12 protein-coding genes and 1 pseudogene are annotated in these 12,442 nt (G+C 67.4%); 5 read left to right on the forward strand and 8 right to left on the reverse strand.

Annotated elements, in window-relative coordinates; genetic code table 11:
• The 4 genes and pseudogenes from P3W85_RS27375 to P3W85_RS27390 all read right to left on the reverse strand — a co-directional run.
• Positions 1-393, reverse strand: a pseudogene (locus P3W85_RS27375) (DNA-binding response regulator); the annotation flags it as partial.
• Positions 394-1,252: 859 nt separating this feature from the next.
• Entirely contained in the window at positions 1,253-1,588 is a 336-nt protein-coding gene (locus tag P3W85_RS27380; protein ID WP_276267054.1) for a hypothetical protein, read from the reverse strand.
• Positions 1,589-2,215: 627 nt separating this feature from the next.
• Complete coding sequence (locus P3W85_RS27385) at positions 2,216-2,923, reverse strand: GntR family transcriptional regulator (protein ID WP_276267055.1); 708 nt, start codon at positions 2,921-2,923, stop codon at positions 2,216-2,218.
• Between the two features lie 46 nt (positions 2,924-2,969).
• Entirely contained in the window at positions 2,970-3,158 is a 189-nt protein-coding gene (locus P3W85_RS27390; RefSeq protein WP_017229926.1) for a hypothetical protein, read from the reverse strand.
• A 392-nt stretch (positions 3,159-3,550) separates the two neighbouring features.
• Between P3W85_RS27390 and P3W85_RS27395 the strand changes: the two genes are divergently transcribed.
• Together P3W85_RS27395 and cynS are read left to right on the forward strand one after the other, a co-directional pair.
• Positions 3,551-3,676, forward strand: coding sequence for a hypothetical protein (locus P3W85_RS27395; protein ID WP_276267056.1), 126 nt, complete (start codon positions 3,551-3,553; stop codon positions 3,674-3,676).
• A 112-nt stretch (positions 3,677-3,788) separates the two neighbouring features.
• Entirely contained in the window at positions 3,789-4,232 is a 444-nt protein-coding gene (gene cynS / locus P3W85_RS27400) for a cyanase (RefSeq protein WP_017229924.1), read from the forward strand.
• Positions 4,233-4,792: 560 nt separating this feature from the next.
• Here cynS and P3W85_RS27405 read toward each other — a convergent pair.
• Positions 4,793-5,410, reverse strand: a complete 618-nt coding sequence (locus tag P3W85_RS27405) for a response regulator (protein ID WP_276267057.1) — start codon at positions 5,408-5,410, stop codon at positions 4,793-4,795.
• 379 nt (positions 5,411-5,789) lie between these two features.
• Here P3W85_RS27405 and P3W85_RS27410 point away from each other — a divergent pair, with 379 nt between their 5' ends.
• A complete protein-coding gene (locus tag P3W85_RS27410) occupies positions 5,790-7,829 on the forward strand; it encodes an ATP-binding protein (RefSeq protein WP_276267058.1) in 2,040 nt (679 codons plus the stop codon).
• The gene (locus tag P3W85_RS27415; RefSeq protein WP_276267059.1) at positions 7,826-9,388 is read left to right on the forward strand and encodes an EAL domain-containing protein; all 1,563 of its coding nucleotides are present in this window, start codon (positions 7,826-7,828) and stop codon (positions 9,386-9,388) included. Before P3W85_RS27410 ends, P3W85_RS27415 begins: the two co-directional genes overlap by 4 nt.
• A gap of 379 nt (positions 9,389-9,767) precedes the next feature.
• Here the strand turns inward: P3W85_RS27415 and P3W85_RS27420 are convergent, their stop codons facing one another.
• Positions 9,768-9,950, reverse strand: coding sequence for a hypothetical protein (locus P3W85_RS27420; RefSeq protein ID WP_017229920.1), 183 nt, complete (start codon positions 9,948-9,950; stop codon positions 9,768-9,770).
• A gap of 424 nt (positions 9,951-10,374) precedes the next feature.
• Here P3W85_RS27420 and P3W85_RS27425 point away from each other — a divergent pair, with 424 nt between their 5' ends.
• Positions 10,375-11,082 (forward strand): phosphoribosyltransferase, encoded by a 708-nt coding sequence (locus P3W85_RS27425; RefSeq protein WP_276267060.1) that lies wholly within the window; start codon positions 10,375-10,377, stop codon positions 11,080-11,082.
• A gap of 25 nt (positions 11,083-11,107) precedes the next feature.
• Here P3W85_RS27425 and P3W85_RS27430 read toward each other — a convergent pair whose 3' ends face one another.
• Positions 11,108-11,620 (reverse strand): 3-isopropylmalate dehydratase, encoded by a 513-nt coding sequence (locus tag P3W85_RS27430; protein WP_276267061.1) that lies wholly within the window; start codon positions 11,618-11,620, stop codon positions 11,108-11,110.
• The coding region (locus tag P3W85_RS27435; protein ID WP_276267062.1) for an aconitase family protein at positions 11,617-12,442 on the reverse strand (826 nt) is incomplete at its 5' end. The genes P3W85_RS27430 and P3W85_RS27435, both read right to left, overlap by 4 nt.

Consider the following 12,442-nt stretch of genomic DNA (forward strand, 5'->3'; position numbering starts at 1 on the left):
GCCGGCTTCTGTCGGAAGCATCAGGCCCTGGCCGCCGGAGATCGCCATCCGGATCGCGGCCTCGAGCACCGGCAGCGCGGCCGTCTTCGGCAGGCAGCCGCAGATATTGCGGGCGCTGTCGGCAGACGGCACGCACAGCGGGAGCGCGTCCGCCAGAACCAGGATGCGCCTGGGGGCGAGGTGTTCACGGACATGATCCAGTTGCCGCCACCCGGAGACCGTATCGGCAGGCATGCCGAATACCATCAGGTCCGCGTTGCGATGGCTACCATCCAGGTGGGCAATATCGAAGGGCGATAGGGTGACGACGTGCCCGGTACCATGGATGCTCTCGAGCATCTGAAGCAGCCCGAGACTGAGCAGCGGATGCTCCTCGATCAGCAATGCGTTCATGTTCGTGTGACTCCCCGTTGTTCGGGTCAGGGAGAGGGACGCTTTGCGTGACGGAATACCGGACTCCACGGCGCGTGCCAAAAGCACTTGCAGTGTGTGTGCTGTACCCCCGTGCTTCCATGCCGCAGCATAGCGTTCCGTTTTGCATGGAACTTGTCAGCGCGGCCGGAAGAGTGACCCGAACCCAACCCGAGAAATCTCGCCCCATAAATAGGCTTAAAATCATCTTATGGGCTGATAGAAGGGAATGCAAGCGTTCCTTTTTGCGCAAATTAAAGGATGAATGAGGGATTTTTCGCAATCCAGAAAGCCTTATGGAGATTGGCTTGGCGAAGTTATCGACGCGGCATTCAGGGCGCATAAAGCGCCGTTGCATGGTTGAAACAGCGCACTTCAATAATGTTTCATCGGTGTAACGGAAATGCCGGTCCGGAGATATTCATTCAACTCAAATTCACCCGATCGGGGGAGTGATATTATTTTGCGGGATGTATCTGATCCAGAATTGAAACGGCTCGCACGGGAGGGGTTTTTCCCGGCCCGCATTTGTCCCGGCCGGCCGCCGGCGGAAGATCTAGTGCGAAAGGATGAGGTTCCGGTCCGCCCTCTGGATGAGCCGGCGTGGGCCCTGCCATCCTGCTACCGACCCGCGGCGCAGAGCGCCGAAGCCGGTGCCGGAAAGCATCCGCTGGCGGGACCTGGAATCCTGAATCACGACTTCGTTGAATAAGTCCGCCGGCAAGACGCGCGATCCGCCGTCACGCCTGCTCGCAGGGCTTCAGCCTTGCTGCGCTTCGCTGATAGGCTCCCACACCTGCCCGGCAGACTTGTTTCTGCAACGAATATCGGACTCGGGACTCTAGCGTGCCCAGTAGCCGGGGCGAAGTACCCAGCCGCCGCGCGGGCCCGGCACCCAGCGCTCCGGCACGTAGCGATAGCCCGCCCGCGCACGCTGCCAGTAGCCGCCGCGCCAGTCATAGCGGCCGCTGCCGGCTACCCAGTGTCCCGGTACCCAGACCCGGCCGGGACGCGCCTGCGGACGCGGTTCGTAGCGCGGCGGCGGCGGAGCCGGGCGCATGACCGGGGGGCCACCGTGGTATCCCGGGGGATACGATTGAGCGCGGGCGGGTGAGATGACGCCAAGCGCCGCGCCGGCGGCGAGTGTGGCGAGGGCGAGCAGCAATTGGCGTTTCATGATTCAACTCCAGGGATCCGAAAGAGGCGGGTGGTGCTTTGTTGCGTGCTTGTGTTCGTTGCGCGGGGGCTTTCAGGCCGGCGCAAGCTGTCCGGCCAGGGCACCGCCGTTCGATCAATAGCGGTCGTGGTAGCGGTACGGCGGCGGGCCACCGCGCGGGGGCACCACGATGCAGGCGGAAAGCAGGGCGGCTGCGGTGGACAGCAGGACAACCAGGGAAATGGCGCGTTTCATGTCGGGGACTCCGTGACGGGCTTCGTGTTGAACATGGCTTCACTGTAGCCACGAGGCCCGCGCCGGTGTGCCTGGACTTGTAAGGCGCTTTCACATTTGCGCAGGACCCGGCGCTCCATGCGGCAGGCGTTGGCGGTTCCGCGGCCGAGGCCGCCAGGCCTTGCCGGCATTGGGCGCGCCGATATTGCGGCAGGGCGGGCCGCGGCGTGAAAAGCAAACGGGACGCCGCCGGTCCCGTAATGTGGCGTTACATCGGAAATAACTCCCGCAAAGTTTTACCGTTGTAGCGATGCGCGCGCATCCTTGCTGGCGTGCCAATCCCGCCCGCGCATGGGGGCGGGTGGCGATGAAGCGGGGTTTCGCTGCCGCCTGCGCCCGCCCGCGCGGTGCAGGCTACCCGCGCGCATTCCCGGCGCCGGTGCGTATCGTCTGCAGGTGGTGCAGCGTGATCTTGCGCGCCTCGGCGCGGCTCGCCTCGATATGGCTGGACAGCAGCAGCATGGCTTGGTCCACGTGCTGGCGCTGGATCTCGCGCAGGATCGCGGCGTGCTCGTCATAGGTGGCGGCCACGCGCGCGGCGTAGGTGAAATCGAGCCGGCGGATGATGCGGATGCGCTCGCTCACCTGACGGTGCACGGCCGCGATCTCGCGGTTGCCGGCCGCGGCCACCAGCGCGGCGTGAAAGGCTTCATCGTGCTGCGCCACCACGCGGCCGTCCTCCAGCCGCTCGCTTTCCGGCACGCACCAGAACTGCGCGAGTTGTGCCGGCGCGCCGCGATCCACGGAGGGCGCGGTGGGCGTGCACAGCATGCGCACGGCGTGGGTCTCGATGAGCTTGCGCAAGGCGTAGAGTTCGTCGAAACGCGTAAAGTCCAGCGGCACCACTTCCCAGCCGCTGCGGAAGTACACCTGCACCAGCGCGTCGGATTGCAGCCGCAGCAGCGCCTCGCGCACCGGCGTACGCGATACGCCGAGACGCAAGGCGATCTCGCCCTCGGTAAAGCGGTCGCCGGGCAGCAGCCGGAACTCGAAGATGTCGTCGCGCAATTGTGCATAGACGGCTTCGGCGCGCGAGACCACGCGGGCATCGGCACCACTCATGCCGCCGCTCCCGCCAGCACGGATTCGAACGGGGTACCGCGCCTGGTCATGGCCGGAACACCGAGGCAGGTCCGTCATGCGCATCGGGCCGGTGCGCCAGCATGGGCGCCGCCAACGCGGCCACGCGCAGGAATGGCTCGATCACGCGCGCTTCGGCGTCCGGCAGGTTCAGCCCGTGTAGCTTGAGCGCGCTGCGAGCGTAACGCGCCAGCGTATCGTGGCAAGGCTCGGTCATGGGTTTTTCCTCGTTTCGTCAAGCTCGGGCCGCTGTCGCGATGCAGGCGCTGGCCCGGCGCGTTGCCAGCCGGACAAAGGCATCCATGCGTGCGGCACGTTCTCCCCTGCTTGTATGCGATCTTGTATGCATGCAATGGCTGTGCCACGTACGCCGCGCGGCGGCGCCGTCGGTGCGAGGGGCAGCAAACCGTACCAAGGTGCACCGCTTGGGGGCGTGGTGGCTGGCTTACCGGGGAGAGCCGGTGGGCGTGTTCCCCTTCGCAGTGCGTGCTGCGTCCGTGCCAGTGCGCACCGGTATTTGCTGGCGCGTGGGCGGCTGCGGCGCCGCGGCCGCCAAAGTGGCACGAACCTTGCGCCATGCGCCGTGTCAAGGGAGAACGGGAGGTCTGAATGCCGATCCTGCTTGTCGTGCTGGCATTGCAGGCCCTGATGCCGGGCACCACCTCGTTTGCCGCCATGGTGCGATACGCCGGCGCGGACGTTCCCGATGGCATCGAGGCCGTGTTGCAGCCATGACATCGATTCTCCGGGCGCCGGCCGATGCGGGCACTTCCTGCGGCCGCGGGATCGCACCGCGCTGCCTGCGCCGACCTGTCCATCCCCTGCCATCCAACCGAGAGGACAAGACATGAACCGCAGCGACGTCACTGACCTGATCATCGAAGCCAAGGTCACCAAAGGTATACGCTGGGCCGACGTGGCCGACAAGGTCGGCAGGAGCAAGGAGTGGACTACCGCCGCCTGCCTCGGCCAGATGGCCTTCGACGAGGCCGGCGCGCGCGCCGTGGTGGACATCTTCGGCTTGCCGGCGGAAGCGGAGCCGTGGCTGAGAACGGTGCCATACAAAGGCTCCCTGCCGACCGCGGTGCCGACCGATCCGCTGATCTACCGCTTCTACGAACTGGTCAGCGTGTACGGCAGCACCTTCAAGGCGCTGATCCATGAGGAGTTCGGCGATGGGATCATGAGCGCGATCGATTTCCGCATGGACCTGCGGCGGGAGACAGATCCGAACGGCGACCGCGTGCGCATCGAGATGTCCGGCAAGTTCCTGCCCTACAAGAACTACTGAAACACCGAAACGGCCTGCCGCCGTGCCAGGGCGCCCGGATCGACGTCACGCAGAAACGGGTACGCTCATGCCGCCGGGCGCATTGTTTCTTCGCAGAAACGGGTACGCCCCTCTTTTTTCGGCCGCCCCGGAGGCACGCAGAAACGGGTACGCAGGCCATTCCCGGACGTGAAAACCTGCGCAGAAACGGGTACGCCTCCCCTTTGGGCGGCTCACGCAGAAATGGGTACGCTCTTGCCCAGGGCGCATCCGTGGCCCGCTCGAGCGCCAGACAGTTCGGCTGCCGTCATGCCTCCGGGCAGGCGCATGAGCGGCACTGGCGGCGGTTGCAAGGACAGACCGCCGCGCGCGGTTGGCCTTGGCAAGGCGTACGGCTTCCCGCAGGTATTGTCCATGGATGGACATCGGAGAACGCTGGGACAGGGGCGTTCGGACCGTTCGCCAGCCGCTTTGGCAGGCATCGGTTGTGCGTAAATATGAAACCTGCCGCCAGCATTTATATGAAAAAAATGATATACAATGGCGGCAACCGATTCCGCCATTGCGCCTGCGCGTGCGTCCTAGCCCGGTGAACCGGGGGGGGCGGCCTGCAGTGTAACGACGAGCGATTGCAATACCGACATCGGGATCGGCTTGGAGAAGACGCGGATATGCGCGGGTATGCCGCCACGGTCATTGATCGCATGCTTGTCCAGCGAGGTCACCACGACGATCCTGGTCGAGGCAAACTCCAGCTGCGCGTCGATGGTCCGGCATAGCCGGAAGCCGTCGATGCCGGGCATGATCAGATCCAGGATTACCAGGTCGGGCTTGCTGCTGCCGATGAGCAGCAGGCCATCGTATCCGTTCGTGGCTTCAAGTATTTCGACTTGCGGGGCCAGGGCTTCCAGCGCCATGCGGTAGATCTGCAGCAGGTGCTCATCGTCTTCCACCAACAGCACGCGAAATGCCCTTCCCGCCGACGCCTTTTCCGCTGCCGCACCCGGCGCCGCGGTGGCCGACTGGTTGCGTTGCTCGGCCACCATGCGGTCCACCGCATCGGCCGGGATCCTGCGATGGCCGCCGTCGGTCTTCCACGCGGGCAGCCGGCCGTTCTCGACCCAGAGCTGGACCGTGCGCAAGGAAACGCCAAGCCTCTGCGCTGCGGTCCTGGTGGAATAAAAGCGCAGATCGGTCATATGGCCTCTTCAACTGACGCAACGCGCGCCGCGCAGGGCTGTGGCATTGCGTATCGTATTGTTTTCATTATTCGTCGGAAAGCTGCAGAAGCGCAACTTTATGCCAGAGAAGCACGCAATTATGATGAGGCATCGCTGAAATGTCGAAAGTCATGCTGCGCGACGCACCTGGCCGGCAGTACCGGAGGTCCCGGGCGGTGAACCATCGCAAGGGCCCTGGCATAGCCGGATAGATCATACTGTGAAGCTTTGCTGCAAGGAGGCTGCCGCACGGCAGCGGCACCCGGGGGGCGCGGGCCGCACGCACGCGCGGACTGGTATCGAAGGCTGCGATGCACGGCTGTGATGAACAATATATTCGTTTTCCGGTAGCTTTCCCATGAGGCTGGAAATCTACCGACAGGCTTGGGCAGGCGCGCATCGCGCCGCGAGGCATCCGTTCTGGTCAGGTATTGTCATCGTCGCCGGTATCTGGAGCGCGCTGGCGTGCTGGGCGCTGTGGGATCGCGCGGCCGAGCTGCGGCGCGCGCATGCCAATCTCGCACACGTCGCCGGGATGCTCGGTGAACATGCCGAACGCTTGCTGGCCGAAGCCGACCAGGCGGCGTCGCTGGTGGGGCGCGCGGTGGTCGAGCGCGGCCCGGCGCTGCCGCTGGCGCAATGGGCGCGCAGCGGCTACCTGGCGGTCAAGCCCTTCCTGCGAGTGTCGGTGCTCGACCGCGCCGGCATGCTGCGGGCCTCCACCTGTGCGAGCGATGAGCCGACGGATCTGAGCGACCGCCAGTACTTCCGCGTGCACCAGGGCCGCGGGCGACCGTCCCTGTACGTTGGCATGCCGCTGGTCGGGCGCGTCTCGGGGCGCTGGGTGGTGCCGCTTTCCAAGGGCATCGTGGCAGCGGCCACCGGCCGGTTTCTTGGTGCGGTGGTGGTGTCGCTCGATCCCGGTTACCTGTCCGATGTGTACGCGCGTGCGGGATTGGGAGAATCCGGCACCGTGATGCTCGCGGGCACCGACGACTTCGTGGTGCGCGCGCGCTGGAGCAATGGCAGCCGCCAGCCTGGCCAGATCCTGATGCCCGGCTCCCCGTTGCGCCGCGCGCTCGCCGAGCCGCGCGATGGCATCGTCCCGGACGGCGACGGCCGCTTCTACGCCATCCGGCGCCTGGCAGGGCGCGATCTCGCGGTGGTGGCCGGCGTGAGCGGCGAAGCGGCGCTGGCGGGCTATCGCGACAGGCTGCGGGTGGTGATCGCGATCGCCGGCGTGGCCACGGTGCTGGTGGCGTTCTTCCAGCTTCGGCAGTTCATCGCGCTGCGCGAGCTTGCCGCGCTGGCCGACCGCGAGAGTGTGGTGCGCGACATCCTGTCCGAGAAGAAGCAGCACCTGCGGGGCCTGTTCCTTGCCATGCCCGACGGGGTGGCGGTGTTCGGCCGCGATCGCGTGATCGACGAGACCAACACGGCGTTATGCGAATTGCTCGGCATTACGCTGTCGCAATTGCGCGGCGCCACCCAGCGCGAGTTCGTCCACTGGCTCTACCGCGGCCGCCGGCCGGCGCGGCAGGCGTGCCATGCGGAACAGCTCCTGGCCGAGCTGGACCGAGCCCAGCCGGGTGGCGAATTTGCCGGCATCGTCGAGTTCGACATGGCGATATCGCCTGCCTACGAGGTGCGCATCGTGCACGCCGCGAGCGGTGGCGGCCTGGTGCTGGTGCTGCGGGAAATCACGTCGCAATTGCGCCACGACCGCATGAAATCGCATTTCGTCTCGGCGGCGGCGCACGAGCTGAAGGCACCGGTGGCGGGCATCGCCGGCTATGCGGAGCTGCTGAGCGCGGATGTGGTGCCACAGGAGCGCCGCAGGGGCATCTACCACGCGATCCATAGCCGCGCCAGCCAGCTCAATGCGCTGCTGTCCGACCTGCTCGACCTGGCACGCATCGAAGCGCGCAGCAACGGCATGCAGGAGCGCGAACGCGTGAACGTGGCCGCGCTGGTGCGCGAGACCGTGGCCACCGAGTTTGCCGGCCAGGGCCGGGTCCGTGTGGTCGACGCGGGCCAGCCGCTGTACGTACTGGCGGACCGCTCCCAATTGGCGCAAGCCCTGCGCAACCTGGTCGAGAATGCACTGAAGTACTCCGATGGCCAGGAGGCCGTGACCGTTACCGTCGAGCCGCCGGCCCAAGGGCAGGACAAGGTGTCGGTCCGGGTCGAGGATCGGGGGATCGGCATGACGAAGGAAGAGGCGGGGATGGCGTTCGACAATTTCTACCGGGCCAACCGCCATGGCAATTCCAAGGGGAACGGCCTGGGCCTGGCGATCGTGAGGGAAATCGTGGCGGGGCACCAGGGACAGATCACGCTGGCCAGCGAGCTCGGCAAGGGCACGGTCGTGACACTTAGCCTGCCGGCGGTAGCGTGAAGGACAGTCTGTGGGGCCAGCCGGGAGCGCGCCGTGCCGCCGTGCTGGCGGCGCTCTTTGCCGGCGGCCTGATGCTGTGGCTGATTGCGTTGCTGGCCGCGCACGATGCCCGCGCTCGCGTGGAGCGGATGTCGCTGGCCGTGCGGGACAATCTCGAACTGGCGCTTGCCGACACGCTGGGCATTGCGTACCAGGATCGCGCGCTGGTGGGCGCGCCCTGCCGCAGCGTGGCGCGCCAGCTGCAGGAGCAGGGGGCCTACACCGCCTACGTCCGCGATGTGGTGCTGGTGGCGCGCGGCATGCGCTATTGCTCCGCGGTGCAAGGCGATATCGTCTTGCCGCTGGGCGAGCTGATGCACTGGCAGCCGGGCCTGCAATACCGGCTTGCCAAGCCCCATCACGGCGGCGCCACGGCGCTGGCGGTGTTCTTAGGCACCAGTCCCGGCAACGGTGTGATGGTGTGGGTGGAGGGGCGCTACCTGGTCGACATGGTGCAGTCGGCCGGAAAGCTGGGGCTTCCGGATATCGAGGTCGACGTGGGCGGCACTCGCTTCATGCCGAACGCACTGGACGCCGCCGGCGATGGGGCCGGTGCTGGTGTGATCGCGGGCGGGCAGCGCGGCATCGTCGATATCCGCCAGCTGGCCGGACACCCGATCACGGTGATCGCCAGCGCGCCGCGCACGCTGGCGCTGCAGGAGAGCCTGAAATACCTGGCCTTGCCGCCGCTCGTGGCCGGGCTGGCCGCGCTGGCGATGTTCGCCCTGCATTCGCGGCGCGCCGCGCGCCGCTCGTTTGCCGCCGAGTTGCAGCGCGGTCTGCGCAACGGGGAGTTCGTGCCCTACTACCAGCCGCTGGTCGATCTCGAGAGCGGACTGTGCGCGGGGGTGGAGGTGCTGGCGCGCTGGGAGCATCCGCAGCGCGGCTTGCTCGGGCCGGAGCAATTCATTCCGGCCATGGAGCAGCAGCACCTGGCGGTAGCGCTGACGCAGCACCTGATTCCCCGCGTCCTGCGCGACCTCGGGCCGCTGGCCTTGCCGCCCGCTTTCCATCTCGCCTTCAATATCACCAATGCGCATTTCGACGACGCCGGCTTCTGGGCCGGCGACTCGCCTCTGTTCGCGCTGTTGCAGGCCAACGTGACGCCGGTGCTGGAAATCACCGAGCGCGATGCGGTATCGCTGGTGGAGCCACAGCGCAGCGCCATCCAGCGTGCCAAGGCGCGCGGCATCAAGCTGGCGGTGGACGACTTTGGCACCGGCTACTGCGGGTTGGCCTACTTCAAGCAGTTCGAGGTCGACTTCCTCAAGCTGGACCGGATCTTCGTGCAGGCGGATCCGGCAGACAATGTCAGCAGCCGGATCGTCGATGCCACCATCAACTTCGCCCATGCGCTGGATCTCGCTGTCGTGGCCGAGGGGATCGAGTGCGAGGGGCAGCGCGCGCTGCTGGCGGCCAAGGGCGTGCGCCTCGGACAGGGCTATCACTTCGCGCCTCCGATGACGCTCGCCGCGCTGCGCGGCTGGTTGCCCGCGCGCCTGGCGATGCGTTCATGGTAGCGGAGCGGGTGTGAACGTGCCGGTTATTGCGGACCGTATTGGCACGAAAATATGAAACCTATGCCATATTCACAAATGATAAAAATGATATAGAATCCGCGAATAGCCTTGCTTCCCCGTCGGGCTATACGACTCCCTGCCGGAATCCCCTTGCCGGCCAGCGCCTCGCGGTTCTACGCGAGGCGCTCTTTTCCTCCGGCTTTTTTCCCGCGTTCGCTTGTTCGCCACTCCACGGTTTCGTTCGTCCTGCAGGACTTGCAGCCAACGCCGGACAGCCGACAGCGCAAGCCGCCGAGAGGCGTATCGAGGAAGCCAGGGGCAAGGCGCGGGCTGCCTGCGGCGGCTGGCCTTGCGATCCGGTCCCGGCGCGCTTTGGCTGTCAGCTGAAGCACTCGTTGTAGTAGCGCGCGCAGGTGCCGGTAGGGCGGAAGGTGTAGGGAAGTTCGGACAGGGCAGCGGCATCGAGGGAGCCAAAGGGGATATCGAGTCCCGGGCTGTTGACGTCCGCTCCGGCCTGGCCTGCGTGGTGGGTGTCCTGCGTGGTTCCGTGATGCGTGCTCATTGGCTTTCTCGCTGATGCGGTCGGTCGCGTCCCGGGCAAGCCTTGTTGGGGCTTTGTCGCTGGGGCATGGTTGGGGCCCGGCGGGGGACGCTGGTGAAATGGCGATCGGTGGCTGCCATCGGTGAGCGCCATCTTAGCCAAAAGCCCGCCGGAGAAAAGCCTGCCCCGGCAAAACACAGTGTTGCGGAATCGCATTCAATGGTGCCGGCTCCGGGGCTCATGTCCCTGGGCGTTCCGCATCCCTTGGCGAGCGACGGCGGAGGCGCTCGCGCGCCTGCCGGGCCCCCTCGATTCGCCAGCCGGATGCGTCTATATTTGGCTTGGGTGCGCCGATGCCGCGCCGCCTGGATGCCTTCTACCGCTCATCCCGTTCACGGCACGTCGCGACCGGGGCCCATCGACCCCCTCCCTGCAGGAGACAGCCATGTCTCGCGCCACGTCATTGCCGCCGTGCTTTGCCGATCGCCGCGAAGCCGGTCTCTATCTTGGCCGGCACCTGGCCGGACTCGGTTTTGGCGCAGCTGCCGCCGGCGAGCCCCCGCTGGTGCTGGCGCTGCCGCGCGGCGGCGTACCGGTGGCGTTCGAGGTGGCCCGCATTCTCGAGGGGCGGCTCGACATCCTGCTGGTACGCAAGATCGGCGCGCCCGGCTATCCGGAACTGGCGCTCGGTGCCGTGGTGGAGGGAACTGCCGCGGGCGCCCCCCCGCATACGGTGGCCAACGACGATGCCTGGACGCGCCGCGCGCTCGACAGCGGCGCCTTCGATGCGGAACGCGGGCGCCAGCTCGACGAGATCTCGCGCCGGCAGCAGCGCTACCGCGCCGGCACGCCGGCACCGGCCATGGCGGGGCGTACCGTGATCGTGGTGGACGATGGCGTGGCGACCGGCGCCACCATGCGCGCCGCACTCGAGGGCGTACGCCGCGCGGGCGCGAAGCAGGTCGTGGCGGCTGTGCCGGTTGCTTCGCAAGAGGGCCTGTCCAGTCTGCGGGCGGCCGCGGACCAGGTGGTCTGCCTGAACGTGCCGGCCAGCTTTGGCGCGGTGGGCACGTTCTACCTGGATTTTCGCCAGACTACCGAGGAAGAGGTCATGGCCTTGCTGCGCCAGTGCGGTTGCGGGCGCCCGGCGTGATCCGGGCGTGCGGCGCACCGGCGGCTCAGCGCCGCGCGGACAGCCGGGCCTTCAGGTGCGGCACCAGCCCGCCGGCCCGCAGCAGGGCGCACAGGAATTCCGGGATGGGCTCGCATGCCACGTGACTGCCGTCGGGCAGCAGCAACGCGGCGCGCTCGAGCGCCAGCCGCGCGCAGCCGCCGTCCAGCAGGCGCGAGGTATCCCGGCAGATCAGCACCGGCAGGCCGAGGTTGATGGCATTGCGATAGAACAGGCCTGCGAAGGAGGACGCGATTACCGCCGCCACGCCTAGCTGGCGCAGCGCCTGCGGCGCTTGTTCGCGCGACGAGCCGGTGCCGAAGTTGCGCCCCGCCACCAGCAGGTCGCCGGCGCGCACCGTGGCAGGAAACTCGGGACGCAGCCCGGCCAGGCAGTGCCGGGCAATTTCGGCGACGCCGCCTTTCATATGGGTGCCAGGTGCCATCTGGTCGGTATCGACGTTGTCGCCAAAGCGCCAGATGCGGCCACCGGGAAGGGGCTGGGCAGCAATCGGGCTCATGGCAGCAGGCCACGCGGATCGGTGATGCTGCCGGTGACAGCGGATGCGGCCACGGTCAGCGGCGAAGCCAGCCAGACGGCGCTGCCATCCTCGCCCATGCGGCCGGCAAAATTGCGGGCGGTGGAGGCGATGGCGTGGCTGCCCGCCGGGAAGCGCGAGGGGCCGTAGCCCGCGCAGGCATTGCAGGCATTGGGCAGCAACTGCGCGCCGGCCTCCAGCAGGACGGCCAGCGTCCCTTCGCGTTCGGCCTGGCGCTGGTCGCGCAGCGAGGCAGGTGCCACCTGCAGGCTCACGCCTGGCGCCACCCGCCTGCCGCGCAGCACGCTGGCGGCCATGCGCAGGTCTTCCAGCTTGGCGCCCGTGCAGGCGCCCAGGTAGGCGATCTCCACGCGCTGGCCGGCGGCATGGTCCACCGGGCCGGTGTTGGCCGGCGAATGCGGCGCGGCCACCTGCGGTGCCAGCGCCGCCGCGTCGAAGCGATGGCTGGCCAGCACGGCCGCGCCGGACTCGGTACGCCAGTGTGCGAGCGGGATGGCCTCGAGCGTGGCGGCAGGTACGCCGGCTTCGGCAAGCCAGGCCAGCGTGGTGGCATCGGGGGCGATCAGGCCGGTCTGCGCGCCCAGCTCCGCGCTCATATTGGCCAGCGTCATGCGCTCCTGCATGGGCAGGGCCGCCACGGCCGTTCCGGTGTATTCGACCGCTTCGTAGCGGCCGCCGTCGAGACCCAGCCGCCCGCAAAGAAACAGCATGATGTCCTTGGCGCAGACGCCGGCCGCAAGCCGGCCGTCCCACTGCAGGCGGATGGTGTGCGGCACCCGCAGC

It is taken from the genome of Cupriavidus basilensis (assembly GCF_029335485.1).
Classification (GTDB): domain Bacteria; phylum Pseudomonadota; class Gammaproteobacteria; order Burkholderiales; family Burkholderiaceae; genus Cupriavidus; species Cupriavidus basilensis_E.

Coding starts and splice junctions, on each gene's coding strand:
- P3W85_RS27385 (WP_276267055.1), bottom strand. CDS start 2,923: ATGAGTGGTGCCGATGCCCGCGTGGTCTCGCGCGCCGAAGCCGTCTAT.
- P3W85_RS27425 (WP_276267060.1), top strand. CDS start 10,375: ATGTCTCGCGCCACGTCATTGCCGCCGTGCTTTGCCGATCGCCGCGAA.
- P3W85_RS27380 (WP_276267054.1), bottom strand. CDS start 1,588: ATGAAACGCCAATTGCTGCTCGCCCTCGCCACACTCGCCGCCGGCGCG.
- P3W85_RS27410 (WP_276267058.1), top strand. CDS start 5,790: ATGAGGCTGGAAATCTACCGACAGGCTTGGGCAGGCGCGCATCGCGCC.
- P3W85_RS27390 (WP_017229926.1), bottom strand. CDS start 3,158: ATGACCGAGCCTTGCCACGATACGCTGGCGCGTTACGCTCGCAGCGCG.
- P3W85_RS27420 (WP_017229920.1), bottom strand. CDS start 9,950: ATGAGCACGCATCACGGAACCACGCAGGACACCCACCACGCAGGCCAG.
- P3W85_RS27395 (WP_276267056.1), top strand. CDS start 3,551: ATGCCGATCCTGCTTGTCGTGCTGGCATTGCAGGCCCTGATGCCGGGC.
- cynS (WP_017229924.1), top strand. CDS start 3,789: ATGAACCGCAGCGACGTCACTGACCTGATCATCGAAGCCAAGGTCACC.
- P3W85_RS27405 (WP_276267057.1), bottom strand. CDS start 5,410: ATGACCGATCTGCGCTTTTATTCCACCAGGACCGCAGCGCAGAGGCTT.
- P3W85_RS27430 (WP_276267061.1), bottom strand. CDS start 11,620: ATGAGCCCGATTGCTGCCCAGCCCCTTCCCGGTGGCCGCATCTGGCGC.